This window comes from Citrobacter sedlakii NBRC 105722 (genome assembly GCF_000759835.1).
GTDB lineage: Bacteria > Pseudomonadota > Gammaproteobacteria > Enterobacterales > Enterobacteriaceae > Citrobacter_A > Citrobacter_A sedlakii.
Window position 1 is genome coordinate 767,692 of sequence record NZ_BBNB01000001.1, and the last position, 23,869, is coordinate 791,560.

Genomic DNA, 23,869 nt, shown 5'->3' on the forward strand with positions numbered 1-23,869 from the left:
CTCTGCGGCGCTACAATGCCCGCCCTTAACGTGAGGACTCTCCTCCTGCCGCTTCATCAGGTGAAGCGGATCTGACCTGTCATCAGAACGAGAACACTATGTTTAAACCGGAACTCCTTTCCCCGGCGGGAACGCTGAAAAACATGCGTTACGCTTTCGCCTATGGCGCTGACGCCGTGTATGCGGGCCAGCCGCGCTACTCCCTGCGCGTGCGCAACAACGAATTCAACCACGAAAACCTTCAGCTTGGCATCAATGAAGCCCATGCGCTGGGGAAAAAATTCTACGTGGTGGTGAACATCGCGCCGCACAACGCAAAGCTGAAAACCTTTATCCGCGACCTCAAACCGGTGGTGGAAATGGGTCCGGATGCCCTGATCATGTCTGACCCCGGGCTTATCATGCTGGTGCGGGAAAACTTCCCCGATATGCCGATCCATCTCTCCGTACAGGCCAACGCCGTCAACTGGGCAACGGTAAAATTCTGGCATCAGATGGGGTTAACGCGCGTGATCCTTTCCCGCGAACTGTCGCTGGAAGAAATAGAAGAGATCCGCAATCAGGTGCCGGACATGGAGATCGAAATTTTCGTGCACGGCGCGCTGTGCATGGCCTACTCCGGCCGTTGCCTGCTCTCTGGCTACATCAATAAACGTGACCCGAATCAGGGCACCTGCACTAACGCCTGCCGCTGGGAGTACAACGTCCAGGAAGGCAAAGAGGATGTGGTCGGCAATATTGTTCACAAATACGAACCGATTCCGGTGCAAAACGTCGAGCCGACGCTGGGTATTGGCGCGCCTACCGATAAAGTGTTCATGATAGAAGAAGCCCAACGGCCTGGCGAGTACATGACCGCGTTCGAGGATGAGCACGGCACCTATATCATGAACTCAAAAGATCTGCGCGCCATCGCTCACGTTGAGCGCCTGACCCACATGGGCGTGCACTCGCTGAAAATTGAAGGCCGCACCAAATCTTTCTACTATTGCGCCCGCACCGCGCAGGTGTACCGGAAAGCCATTGACGACGCCGCCGCCGGTAAACCGTTCGATCCGCAGTTGCTGGAAACCCTGGAAGGTCTGGCGCACCGTGGCTACACCGAAGGCTTCCTGCGTCGTCATACCCACGACGACTACCAGAACTATGACTATGGTTATTCGGTGTCTGAGCGCCAGCAGTTCGTGGGGGAATTCACCGGCGAGCGTAAAGGTGAGTTAGCCGCCGTTGCGGTGAAGAACAAGTTTTCTGTCGGCGACAGCCTTGAGCTGATGACGCCGCAGGGCAACGTCAACTTTACTCTGGAACAAATGGAAAACGGCAAAGGCGAAGCGATGCCGGTCGCACCGGGCGACGGCTATACCGTATGGATCCCTGTACCGCAGGATCTTACGCTGGATTATGCTCTGCTGATGCGCAATTTTTCCGGTGAATCAACGCGTAATCCGCACGGTAAATAGTTAATCAGGGTTATTTTTTCATGCCAGGATGATTCTTAGAAACCGATCACATACCGCTTCGTTCTTTAAGGGTATTATCCGCCGTGCTGAAAAACATAACCCATAAATGCTAGCTGTACCAGGAACCACCTCCTTAGCCTGCGTAATCTCCCTTACGCAGGCTTATTTTTTTGGGCGGCTGTTTTTTTATTTCCAGACGCCATTCTGCAAAAAGCGGAACCCTTTTTCAGTCAGTTCTGTCCGCGCGGTTTTTCATTCTGCTATACACTTCTTGTGTTCTGATAAAACAATAAGGCAAAAACGAGAATGGCTAATTTTCCCGCCAGTTTACTGATTCTGAACGGCAAGGGGGCCGATAACCCCACGCTTCGTGAAGCGATTGGGCTGCTTCGTGACGAAGGCGTAGAAATTCATGTTCGCGTTACGTGGGAAAAAGGCGATGCGCAGCGCTATGTTAAAGAAGCCCGCCGTCTCGGCGTGGAAACGGTGATTGCCGGCGGCGGCGACGGAACAATTAATGAAGTGGCGACCGCGTTAATTCAGTGCGAAGGCCAGGCCGTTCCGGCGCTGGGTATTCTGCCGCTCGGCACAGCCAACGATTTCGCTACCAGTGTCGGCATACCAGACGCGCTGGATAAAGCGCTGAAGCTGGCCATCGCCGGGAACGCCGTCGCGATTGATATCGCAAAAGTGAACGACAAAACCTGCTTTATCAATATGGCGACCGGCGGATTCGGTACCCGCATTACCACCGAAACGCCGGAAAAGCTGAAGGCCGCGCTGGGGGGCGTGTCGTATATCATCCACGGTCTGATGCGCATGGATACGCTGAAACCTGACCGCTGCGAAATTCGCGGCGAGAACTTTCAGTGGCAGGGTGACGCGCTGGTGATCGGCATTGGCAACGGTCGCCAGGCGGGTGGCGGACAGCAGCTCTGCCCGGACGCGCTGATTAACGATGGTTTACTGCAACTGCGAATCTTTACCGGCGAGGAGATCCTACCCGCGCTGTTTTCCACCCTCAAGCCGCCGGAAGAAAATCCCAATATCGTCGACGGCGCCTCCTCGTGGTTCGAGATACGCGCGCCGCACGACATTACCTTTAACCTGGACGGCGAACCGCTGAGCGGTCAGTCTTTTCATATTAAAACCCTCCCCGCCGCGCTACGCTGCCGTTTACCACCGGACTGTCCGTTGTTGCGTTAATACTTCCTTCTGGTCGTGATGAAAAGGCTGCGACCACGCGCCGCAGCCCTGCTGGTCAGGCGATAGTGACCTTATTGTCGAGGTAGACATCCTGTACAGCGTTGATCAGCTTCACGCCGTCCGCCATCGACTTTTTGAAGGCTTTGCGGCCGAGGATCAGCCCCATACCGCCAGCACGTTTGTTGATGACCGCCGTACGTACCGCGTCGGTCAAATCGGTCTCGCCGCCCGCCGCGCCGCCGGAGTTAATCAGACCCGCACGTCCCATATAGCAGTTCGCCAACTGGTAACGCACCAGATCGATCGGGTTGTCGCTGGTCAGTTTGCTGTAGACGCGATCGTCGGTGTAGCCGAAATTAACCGCTTTATAGCCGCCATTATTTTCCGCCATTTTCTGCTTCACGATATCCGCGCCGATGGTCGCCGCCAGATGGTTAGCCTGCCCGGTGAGATCCGCAGAAACGTGGTAATCGGTCCCCTCTTTCTTAAACGCCGAATTACGCAAATACGCCCACAGCACGGTGACCATCCCCAGCTCATGCGCCCGTTCAAAGGCCGCGGAAATCTCTTCAATTTGCCGACGGGACTGCTCGGAACCGAAGTAGATCGTCGCGCCGACGGCGACCGCCCCCATATTGAACGCCTGCTCGACGCTGGCATACAGGGTCTGATCGTATTCCGTTGGGTAGCTTAACGTTTCGTTGTGGTTCAGCTTCACCAGGAACGGAATACGGTGGGCGTAGCGGCGCGAGACGGAAGCCAACACGCCGTATGTGGATGCCACACAGTTACAGCCGGCTTCAATCGCCAGCTCAACAATATTCTTTGGATCAAAATAGAGCGGGTTGGCGGCAAACGACGCGCCTGCCGAGTGTTCCACGCCCTGGTCAACCGGTAAAATAGACAGATAACCGGTTCCCGCCAGACGTCCGGTATTATACAGCGTCTGCATGTTACGCAGCACCGCAGGCGGACGGTTATTGTCCACCATCACGCGGTCAACGTAGTCATGTCCTGGCAGATAAAGTTGGTCAGAAGGTATGGTCATACAACGATGCTGTAACAGGCTGTCGGCGTCTTTGCCAAGCAACTGCGCAATATCAGTCATAGCTATGCTCCCGTAAGTTCCGAGGGATTCGGAATGTGGATTGTCCTGACCCGCTTTTGCGGGCAGCATTAAGCCTGGTACCGACCGGCCATTTTTTCCATTTTCAGCGCACTTTTCAGCGCTATCTGCTGGCACGATTCACTGACGAAAAAGTGTTATGACGGTCAAGATTTCGCCGCAAAGGTATTTTAAAGGTATTATTTAATGGTACTGTCATGACGTACCTTACCTGTCATGAAGGATTTAATGATGAAAACTACAGTGAAACTGTCATTCATGATGTTCGTTGAGTGGTTTATCTGGGGGGCCTGGTTCGTTCCGCTGTGGCTCTGGTTAAGCAAAAGCGGCTTTACTGCCGGTGAGATTGGCTGGTCTTACGCCTGTACGGCGATAGCGGCGATCCTCTCGCCGATCCTTGTGGGTTCGCTGACCGACCGCTTTTTCTCGGCGCAAAAGGTGCTCGCTGTGCTGATGTTCGCAGGCGCGGCGCTGATGTATTTTGCCGCCCGACAAACGACCTTTGCCGGGTTCTTTCCGTTGCTGCTGGCCTATTCGCTGACCTATATGCCCACTATCGCCCTGACCAACAGTATCGCTTTCGCCAACGTGCCGGACGTGGAACGTGATTTTCCGCGCATCCGCGTAATGGGGACGATTGGCTGGATTGCGTCGGGTCTTGCCTGCGGGTTTCTGCCGCAGATGCTGGGTTATAACGATATCTCGCCGACCAATATTCCGTTGCTGATTACCGCCGCCAGTTCTGCGCTGCTGGGCGCGTTCGCTTTCTTTTTGCCGGACACCCCGCCAAAAAGCACGGGGAAAATGGACTTCCGGGTCATGCTCGGGCTGGACGCGCTGATCCTGCTACGCGACCGCAACTTCCTCGTTTTTTTCTTCTGTTCGTTTTTGTTCGCGATGCCGCTGGCGTTTTATTACATCTTCGCCAACGGGTATCTGACGGAAGTCGGCATGAAAAACGCCACCGGCTGGATGACGCTCGGTCAGTTCTCCGAAATCTTCTTTATGCTGGCGCTGCCGTTTTTTACCAAACGTTTTGGTATTAAGAAGGTATTATTACTTGGTCTTATCACCGCGGCGATCCGGTACGCGTTCTTTATCTACGGCGGCGCAGAAGAATACTTCACCTATGCGTTGCTGTTTCTTGGCATTTTGCTGCACGGCGTCAGTTACGACTTCTACTACGTGACCGCCTATATCTACGTGGATAAAAAAGCGCCAGTGCATATGCGCACCGCGGCCCAGGGACTGATCACCCTGTGTTGTCAGGGCTTCGGCAGCCTGCTGGGCTATCGTCTTGGCGGCGTGATGATGGAAAAAATGTTTGCTTATCAGGAACCGGTTAACGGTCTCACCTTCAACTGGGCGGGAATGTGGACGTTCGGCGCGGTGATGATCGCTGTCATTGCCGTACTGTTTATGATTTTCTTTCGCGAATCAGACAAAGAGATCACCGCTATTGAGGTTCGCGATTCTGCGTTGACACAAGGAGAAGTAAAATGAAAGCAGAGCGTATTCTCGGTGCTCTTTACGGGCAGGCGTTAGGGGATGCGATGGGGATGCCCTCTGAGCTGTGGCCGAGAAGCCGCGTGAAAGCGCACTTCGGTTGGATCGACCGCTTTCTGCCAGGTCCGCAGGAGAACAGCGCGGCCTGTTATTTTAAGCGTGCGGAGTTTACCGATGATACTTCGATGGCGCTCTGTCTGGCAGATGCGCTCCTGGCGCGCGACGGCGACATTGATCCCGACCTGATTGGCCACACGATTCTCGACTGGGCGCAGGGCTTTGACGCTTTCAATAAAAATGTTCTCGGGCCGACGTCGAAGATTGCACTTAACGCCATACGCGACGGTAAACCGGTAGCGGAACTGGAAAACAACGGCGTCACTAACGGCGCGGCGATGCGCGTGTCGCCGTTGGGATGCCTGTTGCCGCCGCGCGATCTCGACGCCTTTATTGATGACGTGGCGCTGGCGTCCAGCCCCACCCACAAGTCGGATCTGGCCATTGCCGGCGCGGTGGTGGTGGCCTGGGCCATTTCCCGGGCGGTAGACGGCGACGCGTGGTCCGACATTGTGGCATCACTGCCCGCCATTGCCCGACACGCTCAGGAAAAACGCATCACCACTTTCAGCGCCTCGCTGGCTGCACGGCTGGAATTGGCGTTAAAAATCGTCCGCCAGGCCGATGGCCCTGAAGCCGCCAGTGAACAGCTGTATCAGGTCGTGGGCGCGGGCACCAGCACGCTGGAGTCGGTCGCCTGCGCCATCGCTATGGTCGAGCTGGCGCAGACCGATCCGAACCGCTGCGCGATACTTTGCGCTAACCTGGGCGGCGATACCGATACCATCGGCGCGATGGCGACCGCCATTTGCGGCGCGCTGCACGGCATTGATGCCATCGATTCCACACTGAAACGAGAGCTGGATACGGTGAACCGCCTCGATTTCACCCGCTATGCTACGGAGCTGGCGCGTCTGCGTCAGCGACGGGAGGGAATATGAACGCTTCACGCCTGTACGGGATGCTTGCGGATCTCGACTCCCGCCAGCCGGTCACGGTAGTCGGCGCTGCGGTCATCGATGTTATCGCCGACGCTTACGCTCTGCCCTGGCGCGGCTGCGACATCGAGCTTAAGCAGCAAAGCGTTAACGTCGGCGGCTGCGCGCTAAACATCGCCGTCGCGCTAAAGCGCCTTGGGATTACGGCGACCAATGCTCTGCCGCTCGGCCAGGGCGTATGGGCGGAGATTATCCGCAACCGGATGGCCAAAGAGGGCTTATACAGCCCGATTGATCATGCTCAGGGTGATAACGGCTGGTGTCTCGCCCTGGTTGAGCCGGACGGTGAACGCACCTTTATGTCTTTTAGCGGCGTAGAAAATGCCTGGAACGCCGACTGGCTGGCTCAGCTCTCGGTGCCGCGAGGTAGCCTGATTTATCTGTCCGGCTATCAACTTGCGTCGCCGTGCGGCGAATTGCTGGCGCACTGGCTTGAAAACCTCACGGACGTGACGCCCGTTATCGATTTTGGTCCGCGGATTGGCGATATCCCCGATGCGCTGATGGCCCGTATTCTGGCCTGTCGTCCGCTGGTGTCGCTTAATCGCCAGGAGGCGGACATCGTCAGCGATCGCTTTACGCTAAGCAAGGAAATCCGGACATTTGGCGCAGAATGGGTCAGGCGTTTCGCTGCGCCACTGGTAGTGCGTCATGACAAAGACGGAGCATGGTATTTCACTGACGATGCCGCTGGCTGCGTCCCCGCCTTCCCGACAACGGTGGTTGATACCATTGGCGCGGGCGACAGTCATGCCGGGGGATTGCTGGCCGGTCTGGCCTCTGGCTGGTCAGTTGCGGACGCGGTGCTGCTTGGTAACGCCGTCGCGTCGTGGGTCGTGGGACACCGGGGCGGCGACTGTGCGCCGTTCCGTGAACAGTTGCTGGTTTCGCTCAAGAGATAAATCATATAGCCGCATCGGGGCAAACCAGTGCGGCTTCTGCCTCATGCAGACGACCGGTCTGCAAAAGCGCTACTCCTCGCAAACAAAGACATATAAATCGCTACGGCAATAGCTAATACTGTACTCAATGGGCCGCTGCTGCTGGTCGAGCGCGACCTGTTTAATGACCAGCACGGGGATTTTAGCATCCAGCTGAATATGCGACTGGAATTCGGCGTCCGGCATTTTTGCGCTCACCCGTGAGCGGGTTCGCTGCGGATGAATATGCTGACTACGGAAATAATCATATAATGATACGCCGATATCATCCGCATCATGAATAAGATGCGCAGGCACCCAGGATTCCTCGATGGATACCGCCTCTTCATCAACATAGCGGATCCGCTTAAGTAAAAAGACGTCGCTTCCGGTTTCGACCGCCAGCTGTTGCGCCACGTCATCCGGGCATTTTACCACCCGCTTGTTGACCCACAGGGTGTCCGGTTTTTTCCCGCGCAGGACCACCTGCTGAGAGAAACCGCGCGCCTCTTTCAGGGAGTACTCAAAAATGTTGTTAATTTGCGTACCGTACCCACGCGCGCGCGTCACCACGCCTTCATCCTCAAGCGCCTGCATCGCCTTGCGCACCGTTATGCGCGAAACGCCGGTCAACTGACTCAGATCGCGCTCGCCGGGCAGAATATTGCCATGCTCCAGCACGCCGCTGCGCACGGCGTTTTTTACCGTTTCGGCGAACTTAATGTACAACGGTGTATTGTCCACCGCTGCGATACGTTCGTTGAGCTGTGCGATAAGCCGGGTATGCGCTTGTTCCATGGACGTTTTTCCTGACAGCAAGTCTTTTGCCAGTATATACGCTACCACCAGGCATGGAAATGATGAACCGGCCCAATCCCCTCCCCAACTTCCAGCGTATCCGCCTGGGCCAGCGCCGCAGAAAGCCAGCTTTTCGCCTCCTGCACCGTTTCGGTCCAGTCGGTATGGCGCGGGCGCAGCGCCGCGAGCGCCGCAGAGAGCGTACAGCCCGTACCGTGGGTATTTTTGGTCATCACCCGCGGCGCGGTAAAACGCTGCTCGCCCGTCGGCGTAAACAGCCAGTCCGGGCTTTGCGTATCGTCCAGATGCCCGCCCTTCATCAGCACCGCGCCACATCCCAGCGCCAGCAACGCACGTCCCTGCTCCAGCATCTCTTTTTCCGTACGGGCATGCGGACATGACAGAAGCGCCGCGGCCTCGGGCAGATTGGGCGTAATCAGCGAAACCTGCGGCAGTAAACGCGTCCGCAGGGTGGCGACAGCCGAAGGCGATAGCAGCGGATCGCCGCTTTTCGCCAGCATAACCGTATCCAGCACCACATTTTTCACCTGATGGCGCCGAAGACGTTCAGCTACCGCTTCCACAATATCGGTTTCGGCGAGCATACCGATTTTGGTGGTATCGATACGCACATCGCTGAACACGGAGTCCAGCTGTGCGGCGACAAAATCAGGCTCAATACGATAAACCGACTGCACGCCACGGGTGTTTTGCGCCACCAGCGCGGTGATGACCGAGCAACCATACGCGCCAAGCGCAGAAAAGGTTTTCAGATCGGCCTGAATGCCCGCGCCGCCGCTGGGGTCCGTCCCGGCGATAGTTAATGCGTTGATCCGTTTCATGCCAGCGCCTCCTGGTCGAGTTGATACAGCGCGTCGAGGAATGCCGGGATAAAACTCCCCGGGCCGCGACAGATTTCGCTGGCACGTTGTCCGGCGCGTTTCATCCACCAGCAGGCGGATGCGACATTTTCTGTCCGACTGCCCGGCAGCGCGCAGACAGCCGCCACTGCTGCCGAGAGCGCGCAGCCGGTGCCCACAACGCGGGCCATTAACGGATCGCCGCCGACGACGATCAGGGTACGTTCGCCATCGGTGACATAATCTATTTCCCCGGTGACCACGACAACGGCCCCCACCCTTAAGGCCAGCCGCTTCGCCGCGGGCAACGCAGCGGCGGCAGCGTCGGTGGTATCCACACCGCGACCGCCGGCTCGCTCACCGGCTAAGGCGAGAATTTCAGAGGCATTGCCGCGAATGGCGGCGGGTTTCAGGTTCAATATGTCCAGGCAGAACTCACGGCGATAGTCGAGCGCTCCCACCGCGACGGGGTCGAGCGTCCACGGCGTATGCGCGCTGTTCGCCCGTTCAACCGCCGCCCGCATCGCTACTGCGCGCGGCTGGGTTAGCGTACCGACGTTGATCAACAGCGCGCTGGCAATGGCGGCAAACTGACACGCTTCGTCAGGTTCAATCACCATGGCGGGGGAAGCGCCGAGCGCCAGCAGCGTATTGGCGGTAAAGCTCTGAACCACATCATTGGTCATGCAGTGGGTTAACGGAGAGTGTTGTCGAAAATGTTGCAGAGTACGCACCGCAAGTGCGGGGCTGAGCAGGTCAGGCTGCATAGTTACGCTCCTGCCCGCGCGAAGAAGGGACACGAGCAGTGTCTGACTTCCCTACGCTGGCATTATCCAGATCAGGTGGTACGGGTATTTCTCAGCCTTCGCGTGGAAGGGCACCCCGAGTCAATGTGCATAAATGCGTTATGCAAGGTTAAAAGGGTAAGGTAAGCCTCTGCGCTTTGCAAGATGGTTTTAAACTGGAGGCAGGAAGGAGAAGAATCACCTTATATCAGATTATTTTCCCCGTCGCCGCCTCCTGTTCTCAAATAACCCACGCTAATTATTTACGCAATCGCCACATTAACGTAATGTCATCATTTTATTTTTTGGCATTTATTTTCCAGGAGGCATTTCATATGATCTGCATCAACGTCATGCGGGCTTATTTAAAACATAGTCTTTATATTCAACAGGCCGATTGCTGACATTAATACAATGTCTCTCTCATTCCGCGCTTGATTCCAAATTCAGTCTGGCCAACGTGTACGTTAATTACCTTGAAAGACTTAAAATTTTTAATTTTGCAGGTCAGTATGTATTTTCTGTTTCTGCTTTGTGGCTTTTTCGCCGGGGCGATGTACGCCCAGCGACTAAGCTTTTGTGTATGGGGTTAAATGTAATGGTGATGATGTGAAAAACGTAACGAGGTTATGTCTGATTCCTGTTGTCGTCGCGCTGGCGGCATGTGCGTCGCCAGCCGACAGCATGGCAAAACACGGTGGGCAAAAAAATGTTAACGATATAGCGCAACATGCACAGGCAGCGAACGCCAGTCATGTTGCCGATCCATTGCGAATGGCAGAATTCAGCGGGCCGGGGATTAACGCCAGTATTAACAACGGATTTACCGTTGCGCATATTAATCACAAAAAAGCGACCGTCAAACGCGTCAATGCCGCTTACTACGAAGTCAGCGGTAACGGATATATCCTCTCCATCTCGCTTAATGATAAAGGGGTTGAAACGGCCTCTTACACTAAAGCGCATAGCCGCGTACACGGTATCCTTCAGGTGGTGCAGAAATAACCATCCCCCCGCCCGGCGCGGGGTTATCCTCGAACGCTTTCCTCCAGTCAGTCTGTTCAGATAAGACATATCTCATGTCGCAATGAGATGCGGCGGAAGTAATCTCTGTTTGTGAAACGCCGGAGAGGAAGGTTACAATTTTTACTCAATTGCCGGGAATCTCACAAAAAGGCGCTTGCCTGACCTGGCTCTGCGGTTGAATCATGTACGACCTTGATGGATAACCCGAAGAGTGGAGTGTGTATGGGTATAAAAAATACTATGTTGCTGGGCGCATTGCTGCTCGCTTCCAGCGCGGTCTGGGCCGCACCTGCTACAACCGTCGCCGCAAAGGGGATTGATCAATATGAGCTCAGCAGCTTCGTGGCTGACTTCACCCATTTTAAACCCGGCGATACGGTTCCCGAGATGTACCGCACCGATGAGTACAACATCAAACAGTGGAAATTACGTAATCTGCCCGCGCCCGATGCCGGAACCCACTGGACCTACATGGGCGGCGCGTATGTGCTGATCAACGACGCTGACGGAAAGATCATTAAAGCCTACGACGGCGAAATTTTTTATCATCGGTGACGCTATACGCACTCTCCTCCAGGAGAGTGCGGCAAGAAGATGCTCAGTTATAAGTCACAATGATTAACGCTTTGGATTGCAAGGCGCCTGCTTTAACTTTTTTGGGATCAATTACGTAGTAGGTGGCAAAAACAGGAATGGATTCTACCACGTTGACGGCGCTGCCTTTGCTAAACGTTTTGAACGTACTGTTTAGTGTGGTCCCTTTATTTATTTTGAGCGGTTGATGACCGGCATCCCTGAGTATAAATCCTACCCCGTTTTCTGTATCGGGGGTCAGTACTGCTTCATTTTCATCCCAGACAAAGTCGCTTCGCAGATTGACGGAAATCTGCCGGGATGCCAACGCCGCGTTACGCACCTGGTTTTTACAGTCTAAGAGAATATCGCCTTGTTGCATAAATTCATTCACTTCTCCTTTAGCACGAAGTTTGCTTACAGGGATCGGATCCAACGAAATAGTTAAATTTTGCGGGGCACAGGTGGTTTCTTTCCGATGATACGTTATTGTTAAATTAGACTTATAAACTCCCTGTCCATTCAGCGAAGCTAAAATTCCGGCTATACACTCACGATTACCCAGACACGCAAGGTACCGTAAACCGATGTATAACCATTCCCCTAAACTTCTTTGATTTGTTGCACCTGACAATACGGCGATATTATCTATTGTGGCAGAGTAACCCCCCTGCGCAGAATACGTCACAGCTTCCGTGGTATTTATTTCAGATAGCGTAATTTTAAAAGGCGAATCGATTACACCATTTTTGTTACGCATACTTATCGAAGCACTGCTTTGCCATTCCACTTTCACTTTCAATTTAACGCTATCATTTGGACCCATGCCTATAATATGTTCAGATGCTTCTAATTTAGAGACGGTATCATTACCAGTACAGTTAGTATCAGTAAAAGTGTTAGCAATAATAACTGTCTCCTCACCGCCCAGCATCAGGCTATCGGAAATAATAGTATAATCTTTGGCATTCGTTATTGTCGCACTGCATGCTGCATAACCAAACTGAGACAATAACGACAACATAAACAAAAATAACAGTCTTTTCATAGCATCACCTGAGTATTAACGACAAATATAAATGTTGTTTTCATCTATCTGCTTATCAAATGTGATCTGACAGAAAAGACCTTGTTGTTTATCTGTAGCGATTTTAACCCACGAGGGGACGGTTTCAGTACGAATGAATATCCGGCTTCCCTGACCTACCAGCCCAACATTATTTCCGTGATGATCTTCAACCTCATACCCAAAGGGTAACGGTTCGCCATTTAGACGCCGGGCCTGAAAATAAAACGGTTTACTTTTTTCCGTATCAAATACCATTAACACGACTGCCCCACGGTAAGGTACAGTGACTTTCCGGTTACCCACCAGGGCGACCTCACTGTCAGTATCAGAGACGTCCAGTGAAATGAAATTTTGCCGATAGGGGGTTAATGCTTCATAGACAGCGTAACCCTTCGCATTGGTGCGTAAATATGATCGTCCCTGCACGGTCGCATCGTTAAGGTGCGGCGCCTTAATAATCGCAATAGTATCATTAAGGCGCGGCGCTAAATGGACGCCGTCGGACCAGGCCACTAGCCCCCCCTGGATATTACCGCCAACCTGATGATAATGACTGGACTGGCTGTAACTGCCTGCGACGGTCGCTAACGGTGTATTCCAGGTTAGCGCTCCGCCAAATGTCGTTTGGTGCTCCTGCCGCTGATTGCTTAGATTCGTGGTGTAATTAAACTGATCGCGTTGGCCAAAGGTACCACTTAAGCTGGCGTTATTCGACGCATAACCTTTTTCGTCAAAGGTGGTGGAATTCGAAAAATGGCTTTCGCGATGCACGCCAGACCCCGCTTCTCCCCACGAAAAAGGGACTGAGAAATAGAGATTAAAACGTTTGTCTTCCCGGTTGTTACTGTCATACGTCTGAGTGGCGGATAAGGTAAAGCTCACGCGTTGCCATGCGGTGCTGTAACTTAACTGGTAGTCCTTTCCACTACCGCTACGTCCCCAATAGTCTCGCCATAACGCGCTGGCGGTAAAATAACCCCAGCCATCCGGCAAAGACTGGTTGATATTGAGCGTGAACGTATTTTTACGCCCAAAATCATTTTTGTAATAGTCTGCAATATCATATATATCATCCTCATCACGTTGATAGTGATCCCGATTATTGGCCCAAATATGATCGTTAAAAGACCGATAGTTACGTGATGAATAACGATAAGCCGCAAGAGAAAAATGGGTAGCCGACTGCGGTAAATATTTATTCCAGGCGACCTGGTAGCTTTGCCCGTCCAATGCATCGCCATTGTCCTGCTTGCTATACGAGAGTGTTCCGTCGACTGAGACCGCACCAATAAATGTATTCCACCCTGACCCAAGGGTGAACGAGCGATAATCGTTGGCAAGTATTGTTCCGCCATATAGCGTCAACAGGTTATTGATCCCGTACTGGTAGGTTCCTTGCAAAAAATCGGTTTGCTCGGATGCTCCCTCAATATCACTTTTCCCGGCGACAAATTCATACTTCGCCACGCCTGGTTGAACCATATTGGTAACCGAAGAATAAGGAACGATATAACGAGAAACGGAACCATTTGTCTCTTTAACGCTCACGTCAAGATCGGCGCCGCCCCCGGCGAGCTGAAGATCCTCAAACATAAAAGGCCCCGGGGGCACTTCTTTTTGATAGACAATAAAGCCGTTTTGCTCAATCGTTACCAATGCATTGCTTTGCGCTACACCACGTACAACCGGAGCGAAATTTTGCTTAGAATGCGGCAACATCTGCATATCCCGCCAGAAGCGTACGCCGCGAAAGCGTACCGTTTCGAACATATCCCCGCTGCTGTACTGCTCGCCAATTCGCATCGTTCCCATCACCGAAGGGAAATCACGCTCCAGATATAAGGTATTGCTTTGCCATTTGCCTTTCGCGTTCTCGTTTTTGGAAAAATTCGCGTTTGAATGTAATTGCCAGCCCAGTAGATTTACCCCACTGACAAAGTTCGCGTACGTATTTTTCTCGCTGCCACCCTTTTTATAATGGCTATAATATTCACTGGCATAGTAAGAGGTATAAAAAGCGTTAATCCCGCGATCCCATGTTTCCGGCGGCGAATACCCAGCTTCATATTCCAGCACAAACGCCTGCGGCACACTAAGATAAAGGTTAAAAGAACCCGTATCATAGAATACGCTACCACCTTGCACCACACTATTGAGAGGAACGCAGTCGTTTCTTAAACTTTCAACTGGAGACGGATATTTGATTCCCAGGCTGGCGATCAGTTCCCGGTGAATGCAGGTATTTTCCGTCTTATCCTGAATGTCAATATTATAAGTACCGCGCCACTCTTTATTGACATAGACATCCATCTCATAGACCCCGGCCATAGGTTTATTACTGTCGATCTGATATCGGGATACTTTTTCGCCTTTTATTCCGCCGAACATAAAATGCGTATCGAATGATTCTTCTTCTGCCCAAGCGGGCGAAATGAGCAATGCTGAAAGTATCGACAGAGTGATGGTGTTAAACTTTTCCATTACCTATCCTTAGATGTTATTTCCATTTTTAATTTATTGCTTTTATTGATTCACTCAAATAATTTCCTGAATCATCGATTAACGTCACGGTAAAGTCATTCGCAATTGACGTGCAAGTTATTGCCTGGGACGTTCCTGGGGCAAGCAGCAGCGTTTGTTTGTTGACTCTATCTTTCGCTTTAATTTCCGGAATGGTAATCCAATTCGCTGAATTATTTTTTAGCTTTATCCCGGTATGCGTACGGATAATCTGCAAGCGAGAAAACGTATTTTTATCAACTCTCCTGATACCTTGTGGTCGGTAAATTAATTTTATTCGGTTTTGCAAAGCAAATTTAATGACATTTTTATCTTTGCTGCTTTCTGAGTTTGGAGGAATATCCAGAACGTTCAGATAGAACATACTCTCACGATCCGACGGTAAATGATGAGCAAGCTGCTTAATTTTCAGCTGCTGACCTGAATTGGTCGCGACCCTGATGACGGGCGGCGTCACCATAAAGGGAACATGTATTTTCTCCGGCGGCAGACTGGTATCGCCATCATCTATCCATGCCTGAATCAGAGCGCTTCGCTTGTCATCATTCATTAATTGCACTGTAATATCTTTATTCTGTGCGGGATAAATAACGCGTGTTCCATAAATATAAATGCCGCTCCACGCTGGCATAGCGGCGCAGACCAGCCATAACGCTATAATTCTTTTCATGGCAGTTAACCTTTTACATGTAAGGCAGGCGGCTAAATTTAGCCGCCCAAAATATTTAGTCGGTCAGGACTGTCATCGTCAGAACGGATTCAACAGGGCCGGGAGTGACACTCGTTGTCACCGCCGCATAGCGGGCAAAAAATTTCATAGTATAAACGCCATTGACAGCATCATCTTTGTTGAGAGGGAAATTACCCGCTTCATCGGGTTTTACCTGGCTCCCATTAAGATAAACCGCGAAACCGGCCCCATTATCGTCGGCGTTATTTCTGGTCACCTTTAACCCATCCACAAACTGTGAAGGGTTAAAACTTATACGCGGATTATTATTATCTGCACATTTAACTTGTAAGCTAACTTCCGGGCTTGTATATCCGCTGTAAACATCACCTGCGTTTAAACCCGTTAATCTGTCGGCACCGACCTGGGACAGTTCAATAGTCGCGTTATTTTCTCCTTCGAAAGTACAGGATGTTCCCACAATTTCGCCTTTGATTTTTAATTCCCCCATATCTTCATTTGCAGCAAACGCCCCTGCACTCATAAAAATACCCGACAGTACTGCAGCAGCAATAATAGAATTGTTCATAGTCTTTTCCCTATTAAAGATATTTCCGTTTATTACAGTGTGTTTCCAACGCAGTGAAATTTACACTCTCAGAAAGTTATCGCAATGTGAACATGTTGTTTTATTGATTTAAAACAATTTACATTGCGCAATATAATTGCAACAAATGAATTAAGCTTAAAGGTATATTTAGAATTAATGAATTAATACGCGTTTAAGAGGCTTTTTATTTTATTGAGGAATATAAAAATACAAATCATTCATTTAAATGATCTGTATTACGTTACAGGCGTAAATATAACGTTATTCAGGGTGAGTAAATAACGCGTTGTTTTTGCAGACAACGCCAAAGGGAAGGCGCGAGGGGAATTTACCTGAAGTGAACCACTCAAATCATTCACCACATCAATATAGCACTGATGCGGTGAACGTTTCCATGTCAGGCGGTATTACACGGCGCGGAAGGCGATTTCTCCAGGGATCACTTCCCCCTGCCAGTACAATTGCGCGGCAACACGTCCCGCCAGCTCACGGTACATTGCGGTAAATTCGCTTTCCGGACGGCTGGTTACCGTTGGGGTACCGCGGTCAAGGTCTTCGCGCAGGCTAATATGCAGCGGCATCTGCCCCAGCAGTTGGGTGTGATATTGCGCAGCCAGCTTCTCCGCGCCGCCAGTACCAAAGATGGGCTCATGGTGGCCGCAGTTGCTGCAAATGTGCATGCTCATATTCTCGACGATACCGAGTACCGGCACCTCGACTTTTTCAAACATGACGATGCCTTTTTTGGCGTCGATCAGCGCGATATCCTGCGGCGTGGTCACCACCACAGCACCGGTTACCGGGATGTTCTGCGCCAGCGTCAGCTGAATGTCACCGGTGCCCGGCGGCATATCCAGTACCAGGTAATCCAGATCCGGCCACAGCGTCTCCTGCAGCATCTGCAACAGCGCTTTGCTGGCCATCGGGCCGCGCCACACCATCGCGTTATCGTCGGTTACCAGATAGCCAATGGAATTGGTTGCCAGGCCATGCGACATAATCGGCGCCATGTGGGTTCCGTCCGGCGACGTCGGGCGCTGATTTTCCGCCCCCAGCATGGTGGGGATCGACGGGCCATAGATATCGGCGTCAAGAATACCGACTTTTGCCCCTTCCGCCGCTAATGCCAGCGCCAGGTTAACCGCGGTAGAAGACTTACCGACCCCGCCCTTCCCGGAACTGACCGCGATGATATTTTTCACCCCGTTCACGCCCGGCTGATTTTTCACCCGCTTCAGGGTGGCGATGTTATGCGACAGTTTCCAGTCAATCGCTTTCGCACCCGTGATACGCAGCAGATCAGCGCTGCATTGCTCTTTTAGCGCCTCAAACGCGCTATGCCAGACGAATGGCATCACCAGCTCAACGTGCAGCGTGTCATCCATCCACGCGACATGGTGCAGCGCTTTCAGGGTCGTCAGATTATGCTTCAAAGTGGGGTGCTGAAAATTCGCCAGCGTCCCGGCGACCATCGCGCGCAGGGTCTCTGGTGATTTGGCCTGGGATTGTGCGTTCATCCCGACTCCTTTTTGTTGTTCTGAAAAGTACAAGTGTAGCGACCTAGTGTACTCCAGCGGTAATGATTAATCATTTATGGTTTGATGCCCTTATTTCTTGGCGTAGTTATTACCTTTCAGGTAACATCAAAACCCCCTTTTAACAGAGAAGAAGTAATACCTACTATGACTCAAGTCGCGAAGAAAATTCTGGTAACGTGCGCGCTGCCGTACGCCAACGGCTCAATCCACCTCGGCCATATGCTGGAGCACATCCAGGCTGATGTCTGGGTCCGTTACCAGCGAATGCGCGGCCACGAGGTCAACTTCATCTGTGCCGACGACGCCCACGGCACGCCGATCATGCTGAAAGCGCAGCAGCTTGGCATTACGCCGGAGCAGATGATTGGCGAGATGAGTCAGGAGCACCAGACCGATTTCGCCGGGTTCAACATTAGCTACGACAACTATCACTCCACGCACAGCGAGGAAAACCGTGAGCTGTCAGAGCTTATCTACACCCGTCTGAAAGAAAACGGCTTCATTAAAAATCGCACCATTTCTCAGCTGTACGATCCGGAAAAAGGCATGTTCCTGCCGGACCGTTTTGTGAAAGGCACCTGCCCGAAATGTAAATCGCCGGACCAATACGGCGACAACTGCGAGGTGTGCGGCGCGACTTACAGCCCGACGGAGCTGATCGAGCCGAAATCCGTGGTTTCCGGCGCGACGCCGGTGATGCGGGACTCTGAACATTTCTTCTTTGATCTGCCGTCGTTCAGCGAAATGCTACAGGCGTGGACCCGCAGCGGCGCGTTGCAGGAGCAGGTCGCGAACAAAATGCAGGAATGGTTCGAATCCGGCCTGCAACAGTGGGATATCTCCCGCGACGCGCCTTACTTCGGCTTTGAAATTCCGAACGCGCCGGGCAAATACTTCTACGTCTGGCTGGATGCGCCAATTGGCTACATGGGGTCGTTCAAGAACCTGTGCGACAAGCGCGGCGACAGCGTAAGCTTCGACGAATACTGGAAAAAAGACTCCAGCGCCGAGCTGTATCACTTTATCGGCAAAGACATTGTTTACTTCCACAGCCTGTTCTGGCCCGCGATGCTGGAAGGCAGTCACTTCCGTAAGCCGACCAACCTGTTTGTACACGGCTACGTGACGGTGAACGGCGCCAAGATGTCCAAGTCTCGCGGAACGTTCATTAAAGCCAGCACCTGGCTGAACCACTTCGACGCCGACAGCCTGCGCTACTACTACACCGCCAAGCTCTCTTCCCGCATCGACGATATTGACCTGAACCTGGAAGACTTCGTGCAGCGCGTCAACGCCGATATCGTTAATAAGGTGGTTAACCTGGCGTCGCGTAACGCGGGTTTTATCAATAAACGTTTCGACGGCGTACTGGCGGCGGAGCTGGCTGACCCTGAGCTGTATAAAACCTTCACCGACGCGGCAGCGGTTATTGGCGACGCGTGGGAAAGCCGCGAATTTGGCAAAGCGATCCGTGAAATCATGGCGCTGGCCGACCTGGCAAACCGTTACGTGGACGAACAGGCGCCGTGGGTTGTAGCTAAACAGGAAGGCCGTGACGCCGACCTGCAGGCGATCTGCTCAATGGGCATCAACCTGTTCCGCGTACTGATGACGTATCTGAAGCCGGTTCTTCCGACCCTGTCCGAACGCGTGGAGGCTTTCCTCAACACCGAACTGACCTGGGATGCTATCCAGCAGCCATTGCTGGGCCATCAGGTAAATACCTTCAAAGCGCTGTATAACCGCATCGACATGAAGCAGGTCGAAGCGCTGGTTGAAGCGTCGAAAGAGGAAGTAAAGGCGGCGACAGCGCCGGTCACCGGTCCGCTGGCGGACGATCCGATTCAGGAAACCATCACTTTTGACGACTTCGCCAAAGTCGATCTGCGCGTGGCGTTGATTGAAAACGCCGAGTTTGTGGAAGGTTCGGACAAGCTGCTGCGCCTGACGCTGGATCTCGGCGGCGAGAAGCGTAACGTCTTCTCCGGTATTCGTTCCGCGTACCCTGACCCGCAGGCGCTGATTGGCCGCCACACGGTGATGGTGGCAAACCTCGCGCCGCGTAAAATGCGCTTCGGCATCTCGGAAGGGATGGTGATGGCCGCAGGCCCGGGCGGGAAAGATATCTTTCTGTTAACCCCTGACGAAGGCGCAAAGCCGGGTCAGCAGGTGAAATAACCAAAAAGCCGGAGATCGTCTCCGGCTTTTTTTTACGCCTTCTTGCCCTGTGGCGGCTTCGCGCTATGTTCCCGGTTCGTCAGCCCGCGTAAAAAATAACGCATAAACTGATCGCCGCACTCGCGGTAGTTCTTATGGTCCGGCGCGCGCATCATCGCGGTAATTTCCGGCATTGATACGCGGAAATTCTGTTCGGTCATGATGGCAAGGATATCGTCCGTTTTCAGTGAAAACGCGATGCGCAATTTCTTCAGCACCGTGTTGTTATTCACGCGGCGTTCGAGCGCTAATTCCGGCGCAGAATCGTCTTTTCCGCGCTTGTCATAAATCAGGCCGTTGAGGAATCCGCTCAGGACAATATCCGGGCAGCGCACAAAACCGTCTTCATCCTCTTTGGTCATCCAGGTATCAAAACCCGCAGAGGTCGATTCCATACCGGCAAGCGCAAGAATGCGTACCATGTCGTTATTATTGGCTTTCAGGGTGTAGCGCAAGCTACGAAGAATATCATTACTAAGCATAGAGCCTTCAACTGTCGATGATGCAATGGCGCGCAGTGTACCAGTTTTACAGGCCAATCGCCTCTTTCAAACTTTTCAGATAGCGCCGGCTCACCGGCACGGTTAATCCGTTGCGTAAAATCAGCTCCGCCTGGCCATTATCTTCCAGCCGAATCTCCTGAAGATGCGCCATGTTCACAAGATATTGCCGGTGGCAGCGCAGCAGCGGCGTACGGCTTTCCAGTGTTCTGAGCGTCAGTTCGGTAAAGCCTTCTTTACCTTCGCTGCTGGTGACAAAAACGCCGCTCATTCGGCTGCTGACGAAAGCGACATCATCCATCTGCAACAGATAAATCCGGCTGTGTCCGCTACAGGGAATAAACTTCAGCGCCTGCTGGTTTTCCGGCAGCACGGAAACGTCCTGTTTGCTGCGCTCCTGGCGCAAGCGGTTGAGGGTTTTCTCCAGACGCGCCTCTTCGATGGGCTTTAACAGATAATCAAAGGCGTGTTCTTCAAAGGCTTTGATGGCGTATTCATCAAAAGCGGTCAGAAAAACGATATATGGACGGTGTTCCGGGTCGAGCATACCGACCATCTCCAGTCCGCTGATGCGCGGCATCTGAATGTCGAGGAACAGCACGTCCGGGCGTAATTTATGCACCGCGCCAATCGCTTCTACCGCATTCGCGCACTCCCCGACAATCTCAATATCGCTCTGTTCCTGTAGCAGGATCCGCAGATTTTCCCGCGCTAGCGGTTCATCATCCACAATCAGCACTTTAATCATGCGTTCTCCTCCAGCGGAAGTCGTAGGGTTATTCGGGTAAAGCGGTCAGGCTCACAGGCCACGCTAATGCCATAGTCATCGCCAAAACGCTCACGCAGGCGTTTGTCCACCAGATTCATTCCCAGGCCGCTGGCATTGGTCGTCGGTTGATACAGCCCGGCGTTATCTTCTATGTCCAGCATCAGGTGTTGTCCCTCCTGACGGGCGGTAATGGACACTTCGCCCGTCTCCAGCAGTTGCGATGTGCCGTGTTTGATGGCGTTTTCCACTATGGGTTGAAGGGTAAACGCCGGAAGTTGCTGGTGAGCCAGCGCCTCCGGCACGTTCAGATTCACCTTTAAGCGCGACTGAAATCGCGCCTTTTCAATTTGCAGATAGGCGTTGACGTGCTCAATTTCATCGGCAAGCGTCACAATTTCTGAGGGTCGCTTCAGGTTTTTGCGAAAGAAGGTGGACAGATACTGCACCAGTTGGCCCGCCTGCTCGCTGTCGCGGCGCACCACCGCTTTAATGGTATTGAGCGCATTGAACAGAAAATGCGGATTCACCTGGGCGTGCAGCAGCTTGATTTCCGACTGTGTCAGCATCGCTTTCTGGCGCTCGTACTGTCCGGCCAGAATCTGGGCGGACAACAGCTGGGCAATCCCCTCCCCGAGCGTCCTGTTGATAGAGCTGAACAAGCGGTTCTTGGCTTCATACAGCTTGATAGTGCCCATCACCCGCTGGTTTTCGCCGCGCAGCGGGATCACCAGCGTTGATCCCAGTTTGCACTGGGGATGCAGCGAACAGCGGTACGGCACTTCGTTACCGTCGGCGTAAACCACCTCGCCGGTTTCAATCGCCCGCAGCGTATAGCTTGATGAGATCGGCTTGCCCGGCAGGTGATGGTCATCGCCAATGCCGGTAAAAGCCAGCAGCTTCTCCCGGTCGGTAATCGCCACCGCGCCGATATCCAGCTCCTGGTACAGCACCTGCGCGACCTTCATGCTGTTCACTTCGTTAAAGCCCTGGCGCAAAATCCCCTCCGTCGAGGCCGCCACCTTCAGGGCGGTAGCGGAAAACGCCGAAGTGTATTTTTCGAACATGGCGCGCTTGTCGAGCAGAATGCGCATGAACAGCGCCGCCCCGACGGTGTTGGTCACCATCATCGGCGCGGCGATATTACTGACCAGCCGGTACGCATCGTCAAAAGGCCGGGCGATCAGCAAAATGATCAGCATCTGCACCAGCTCGGCGACAAAGGTAATCGCGCCTGCGGTCAGCGGATTACAGACTTTGTCGGTCCTCCCCCGCCGCGTCAGAACGCTGTGTACCAGCCCGCCGAGCAAACCTTCGACGATGGTGGAGATCATGCAGCTCAGGGCGGTCATCCCGCCCATGGAGTAGCGATGAAGGCCGCCGGTTAACCCAACCAATCCGCCGACCACCGGCCCACCGAGCAGCCCACCCATCACCGCGCCTATCGCCCGGGTATTGGCGATAGAATCGTCGATATGCAGGCCAAAATAGGTGCCGAGAATGCAAAAGATGGAGAAGGTGACGTAGCACAACAGTTTGTGCGGTAAGCGGACAGTGACCTGCATTAAGGGGATGAACAGACGCGTTTTGCTCATCAGCCATGCGATAACCAAAAACACGCACATCTGCTGAAGCAGCAGCAACACCAGATTAAACTCGTACATACCCGCTGACCACACTTCTATTAAAACCGCGTAACATACATCGACTGCGTTGATCTTTCTTTGAACTGTTGCAAAAAAAGATGAAATCGTGAGTACGATCACTCAATGTCGCCGCCGACTCTCAGATTTTTACCGCTAAATTGATTAAAAAACAGACAAAACTACCTGGTTCGAAAAAGAGCGTCTAAAGTTAAACTGGGACCTCGCGAGCAAGGATTAAAAGATGGCGCTTTACACCATAGGTGAAGTGGCTCTGCTTTGTGATATCAACCCTGTCACGCTTCGCGCGTGGCAGCGGCGTTATGGATTACTGAAACCGCAGCGAACAGACGGCGGACATCGTCTTTTCAACGACTCGGATATCGACCGCATCCGCGAGATCAAACGCTGGATCGACAACGGCGTCCAGGTCAGCAAAGTCAAAGTGCTGTTGAGCAATGACACGTTCGATCGGCAAAACGGCTGGCGCGAACATCAGGAAACGCTCCTGCATTACCTGCAAAACAATAATCTGCACAGCATCAGAGTCTGGCTTAAAGAGCGCGGCCAGGATTATCCGGCGCAAACGCTCACCAGCCATCTGTTTATTCCGCTACGCCGCCGTCTCCAGTGCCCGCAGCCGACGCTTCAGGCGCTGCTGGGCATTCTTGATGGCGTGTTAATTAACTACATTGCGATTTGTCTCGCCTCGGCGAGAAAGAAACAGGGTAAAGACGCGCTGGTGGTAGGCTGGAATATTCACGACACCACCCGATTATGGCTTGAGGGCTGGATCGCCAGCCAGCAGGGTTGGCGCGTTGATGTACTGGCGCACTCCCTGAACCAGCTTCGCCCGGAGCAGTTTGAAGGCCGCACCCTCCTGGTGTGGTGCGGCGAAAACCAGACACCGGCGCAGCAACAGCAACTGGCGACCTGGCGTGCCCAGGGATACGATATTTACCCACTTGGCATTTAATGATTCATTAACAGGAGCGCTTCTCTGTATAATCTCTTGGTTAAC

At 52.9% G+C, this 23,869-nt stretch carries 21 protein-coding genes and 1 riboswitch; of the genes, 9 read left to right on the forward strand and 12 right to left on the reverse strand.

The features are described from left to right. Window positions 1-98: 98 nt before the first annotated feature. Window positions 99-1,460 carry a prephenate-dependent tRNA uridine(34) hydroxylase TrhP gene (trhP, locus tag CSE01S_RS03750; RefSeq protein ID WP_042284379.1) on the forward strand — a complete coding sequence of 454 codons (1,362 nt, stop codon included), beginning with the start codon at window positions 99-101 and terminating at the stop codon, window positions 1,458-1,460. 306 nt (window positions 1,461-1,766) lie between these two features. Beyond that, entirely contained in the window at window positions 1,767-2,666 is a 900-nt protein-coding gene (gene yegS / locus CSE01S_RS03755) for a lipid kinase YegS (protein WP_042284381.1), read from the forward strand. A 55-nt stretch (window positions 2,667-2,721) separates the two neighbouring features. On the opposite strand, the gene fbaB is transcribed toward yegS, so the two are convergent. Beyond that, entirely contained in the window at window positions 2,722-3,774 is a 1,053-nt protein-coding gene (gene fbaB / locus CSE01S_RS03760) for a class I fructose-bisphosphate aldolase (protein ID WP_042284383.1), read from the reverse strand. 249 nt (window positions 3,775-4,023) lie between these two features. Here fbaB and CSE01S_RS03765 point away from each other — a divergent pair, with 249 nt between their 5' ends. From CSE01S_RS03765 to CSE01S_RS03775, 3 genes are read left to right on the forward strand one after another with little or no spacing between them, the layout of a single operon-like run. Then, window positions 4,024-5,295, forward strand: a complete 1,272-nt coding sequence (locus CSE01S_RS03765; protein WP_042284385.1) for a nucleoside permease — start codon at window positions 4,024-4,026, stop codon at window positions 5,293-5,295. Next, window positions 5,292-6,296, forward strand: a complete 1,005-nt coding sequence (locus CSE01S_RS03770; protein ID WP_042284388.1) for an ADP-ribosylglycohydrolase family protein — start codon at window positions 5,292-5,294, stop codon at window positions 6,294-6,296. Before CSE01S_RS03765 ends, CSE01S_RS03770 begins: the two co-directional genes overlap by 4 nt. Next, window positions 6,293-7,255, forward strand: coding sequence for a PfkB family carbohydrate kinase (locus tag CSE01S_RS03775; protein ID WP_042284392.1), 963 nt, complete (start codon window positions 6,293-6,295; stop codon window positions 7,253-7,255). Before CSE01S_RS03770 ends, CSE01S_RS03775 begins: the two co-directional genes overlap by 4 nt. Before the next feature lie 69 nt (window positions 7,256-7,324). On the opposite strand, the gene CSE01S_RS03780 is transcribed toward CSE01S_RS03775, so the two are convergent. The 3 genes from CSE01S_RS03780 to thiM are packed head-to-tail and all read right to left on the reverse strand — an operon-like array spanning window position 7,325 to window position 9,698. After that, window positions 7,325-8,071, reverse strand: a complete 747-nt coding sequence (locus CSE01S_RS03780; RefSeq protein WP_042284394.1) for a GntR family transcriptional regulator — start codon at window positions 8,069-8,071, stop codon at window positions 7,325-7,327. Window positions 8,072-8,112: 41 nt separating this feature from the next. Further along, complete coding sequence (thiD, locus tag CSE01S_RS03785; RefSeq protein ID WP_042284397.1) at window positions 8,113-8,913, reverse strand: bifunctional hydroxymethylpyrimidine kinase/phosphomethylpyrimidine kinase; 801 nt, start codon at window positions 8,911-8,913, stop codon at window positions 8,113-8,115. After that, window positions 8,910-9,698: a hydroxyethylthiazole kinase gene (thiM, locus tag CSE01S_RS03790; protein ID WP_042284399.1), complete on the reverse strand. Its 789-nt coding sequence runs from the start codon at window positions 9,696-9,698 to the stop codon at window positions 8,910-8,912. The genes thiD and thiM overlap by 4 nt, the downstream gene beginning before the upstream one ends. 31 nt (window positions 9,699-9,729) lie before the next feature. Further along, a riboswitch (TPP riboswitch) is annotated at window positions 9,730-9,826 on the reverse strand. 499 nt (window positions 9,827-10,325) lie between these two features. Between thiM and CSE01S_RS03795 the strand changes: the two genes are divergently transcribed. Together CSE01S_RS03795 and rcnB are read left to right on the forward strand one after the other, a co-directional pair. Next, entirely contained in the window at window positions 10,326-10,721 is a 396-nt protein-coding gene (locus tag CSE01S_RS03795) for a hypothetical protein (protein ID WP_042284402.1), read from the forward strand. Between the two features lie 243 nt (window positions 10,722-10,964). Continuing rightward, on the forward strand, window positions 10,965-11,297 hold the full coding sequence (rcnB, locus tag CSE01S_RS03800; protein ID WP_042284405.1) for a Ni(II)/Co(II) efflux transporter accessory subunit RcnB: 333 nt from the start codon (window positions 10,965-10,967) through the stop codon (window positions 11,295-11,297). Between the two features lie 43 nt (window positions 11,298-11,340). Here the strand turns inward: rcnB and CSE01S_RS03805 are convergent, their stop codons facing one another. The 5 genes from CSE01S_RS03805 to apbC form a co-directional block, all read right to left on the reverse strand. Beyond that, a complete protein-coding gene (locus CSE01S_RS03805; protein ID WP_042284407.1) occupies window positions 11,341-12,363 on the reverse strand; it encodes a fimbrial protein in 1,023 nt (340 codons plus the stop codon). A gap of 15 nt (window positions 12,364-12,378) precedes the next feature. After that, on the reverse strand, window positions 12,379-14,865 hold the full coding sequence (locus tag CSE01S_RS03810) for a fimbrial biogenesis outer membrane usher protein (protein WP_042284410.1): 2,487 nt from the start codon (window positions 14,863-14,865) through the stop codon (window positions 12,379-12,381). A 28-nt stretch (window positions 14,866-14,893) separates the two neighbouring features. After that, window positions 14,894-15,574 carry a fimbrial assembly chaperone gene (locus tag CSE01S_RS03815; RefSeq protein WP_042284413.1) on the reverse strand — a complete coding sequence of 227 codons (681 nt, stop codon included), beginning with the start codon at window positions 15,572-15,574 and terminating at the stop codon, window positions 14,894-14,896. Window positions 15,575-15,629: 55 nt separating this feature from the next. After that, entirely contained in the window at window positions 15,630-16,163 is a 534-nt protein-coding gene (gene yehD, locus CSE01S_RS03820; protein ID WP_042284416.1) for a fimbrial protein YehD, read from the reverse strand. Window positions 16,164-16,591: 428 nt separating this feature from the next. Beyond that, entirely contained in the window at window positions 16,592-17,701 is a 1,110-nt protein-coding gene (gene apbC / locus CSE01S_RS03825) for an iron-sulfur cluster carrier protein ApbC (protein ID WP_042284419.1), read from the reverse strand. Window positions 17,702-17,866: 165 nt separating this feature from the next. On the opposite strand from apbC, the gene metG reads away from it, so the two are divergent. Further along, window positions 17,867-19,900 carry a methionine--tRNA ligase gene (gene metG / locus CSE01S_RS03830; RefSeq protein WP_042284421.1) on the forward strand — a complete coding sequence of 678 codons (2,034 nt, stop codon included), beginning with the start codon at window positions 17,867-17,869 and terminating at the stop codon, window positions 19,898-19,900. A gap of 32 nt (window positions 19,901-19,932) precedes the next feature. Here the strand turns inward: metG and CSE01S_RS03835 are convergent, their stop codons facing one another. Genes CSE01S_RS03835 through CSE01S_RS03845 form a run of 3 tightly spaced genes read right to left on the reverse strand, consistent with a single transcriptional unit; the run spans window position 19,933 to window position 22,869 of the window. After that, window positions 19,933-20,421, reverse strand: a complete 489-nt coding sequence (locus CSE01S_RS03835; protein ID WP_042284424.1) for a YehS family protein — start codon at window positions 20,419-20,421, stop codon at window positions 19,933-19,935. Between the two features lie 46 nt (window positions 20,422-20,467). Next, a complete protein-coding gene (gene btsR, locus CSE01S_RS03840; RefSeq protein WP_042284427.1) occupies window positions 20,468-21,187 on the reverse strand; it encodes a two-component system response regulator BtsR in 720 nt (239 codons plus the stop codon). Next, a complete protein-coding gene (locus CSE01S_RS03845; RefSeq protein ID WP_042284432.1) occupies window positions 21,184-22,869 on the reverse strand; it encodes a sensor histidine kinase in 1,686 nt (561 codons plus the stop codon). Before CSE01S_RS03845 ends, btsR begins: the two co-directional genes overlap by 4 nt. 223 nt (window positions 22,870-23,092) lie before the next feature. Between CSE01S_RS03845 and mlrA the strand changes: the two genes are divergently transcribed. Beyond that, window positions 23,093-23,824 (forward strand): HTH-type transcriptional regulator MlrA, encoded by a 732-nt coding sequence (gene mlrA, locus CSE01S_RS03850; protein ID WP_042284435.1) that lies wholly within the window; start codon window positions 23,093-23,095, stop codon window positions 23,822-23,824. Window positions 23,825-23,869: the final 45 nt, after the last annotated feature.

Bases quoted from the DNA above. Each gene is read 5' to 3' on its own strand.
- yehD (WP_042284416.1), bottom strand. From the start codon at position 16,163: ATGAACAATTCTATTATTGCTGCTGCAGTACTGTCGGGTATTTTTATG.
- rcnB (WP_042284405.1), top strand. From the start codon at position 10,965: ATGGGTATAAAAAATACTATGTTGCTGGGCGCATTGCTGCTCGCTTCC.
- thiD (WP_042284397.1), bottom strand. From the start codon at position 8,913: ATGAAACGGATCAACGCATTAACTATCGCCGGGACGGACCCCAGCGGC.
- CSE01S_RS03770 (WP_042284388.1), top strand. From the start codon at position 5,292: ATGAAAGCAGAGCGTATTCTCGGTGCTCTTTACGGGCAGGCGTTAGGG.
- btsR (WP_042284427.1), bottom strand. From the start codon at position 21,187: ATGATTAAAGTGCTGATTGTGGATGATGAACCGCTAGCGCGGGAAAAT.
- apbC (WP_042284419.1), bottom strand. From the start codon at position 17,701: ATGAACGCACAATCCCAGGCCAAATCACCAGAGACCCTGCGCGCGATG.
- CSE01S_RS03810 (WP_042284410.1), bottom strand. From the start codon at position 14,865: ATGGAAAAGTTTAACACCATCACTCTGTCGATACTTTCAGCATTGCTC.
- CSE01S_RS03815 (WP_042284413.1), bottom strand. From the start codon at position 15,574: ATGAAAAGAATTATAGCGTTATGGCTGGTCTGCGCCGCTATGCCAGCG.
- CSE01S_RS03835 (WP_042284424.1), bottom strand. From the start codon at position 20,421: ATGCTTAGTAATGATATTCTTCGTAGCTTGCGCTACACCCTGAAAGCC.
- CSE01S_RS03780 (WP_042284394.1), bottom strand. From the start codon at position 8,071: ATGGAACAAGCGCATACCCGGCTTATCGCACAGCTCAACGAACGTATC.
- CSE01S_RS03805 (WP_042284407.1), bottom strand. From the start codon at position 12,363: ATGAAAAGACTGTTATTTTTGTTTATGTTGTCGTTATTGTCTCAGTTT.
- CSE01S_RS03765 (WP_042284385.1), top strand. From the start codon at position 4,024: ATGAAAACTACAGTGAAACTGTCATTCATGATGTTCGTTGAGTGGTTT.
- CSE01S_RS03845 (WP_042284432.1), bottom strand. From the start codon at position 22,869: ATGTACGAGTTTAATCTGGTGTTGCTGCTGCTTCAGCAGATGTGCGTG.
- metG (WP_042284421.1), top strand. From the start codon at position 17,867: ATGACTCAAGTCGCGAAGAAAATTCTGGTAACGTGCGCGCTGCCGTAC.
- thiM (WP_042284399.1), bottom strand. From the start codon at position 9,698: ATGCAGCCTGACCTGCTCAGCCCCGCACTTGCGGTGCGTACTCTGCAA.
- trhP (WP_042284379.1), top strand. From the start codon at position 99: ATGTTTAAACCGGAACTCCTTTCCCCGGCGGGAACGCTGAAAAACATG.
- fbaB (WP_042284383.1), bottom strand. From the start codon at position 3,774: ATGACTGATATTGCGCAGTTGCTTGGCAAAGACGCCGACAGCCTGTTA.
- mlrA (WP_042284435.1), top strand. From the start codon at position 23,093: ATGGCGCTTTACACCATAGGTGAAGTGGCTCTGCTTTGTGATATCAAC.
- yegS (WP_042284381.1), top strand. From the start codon at position 1,767: ATGGCTAATTTTCCCGCCAGTTTACTGATTCTGAACGGCAAGGGGGCC.
- CSE01S_RS03775 (WP_042284392.1), top strand. From the start codon at position 6,293: ATGAACGCTTCACGCCTGTACGGGATGCTTGCGGATCTCGACTCCCGC.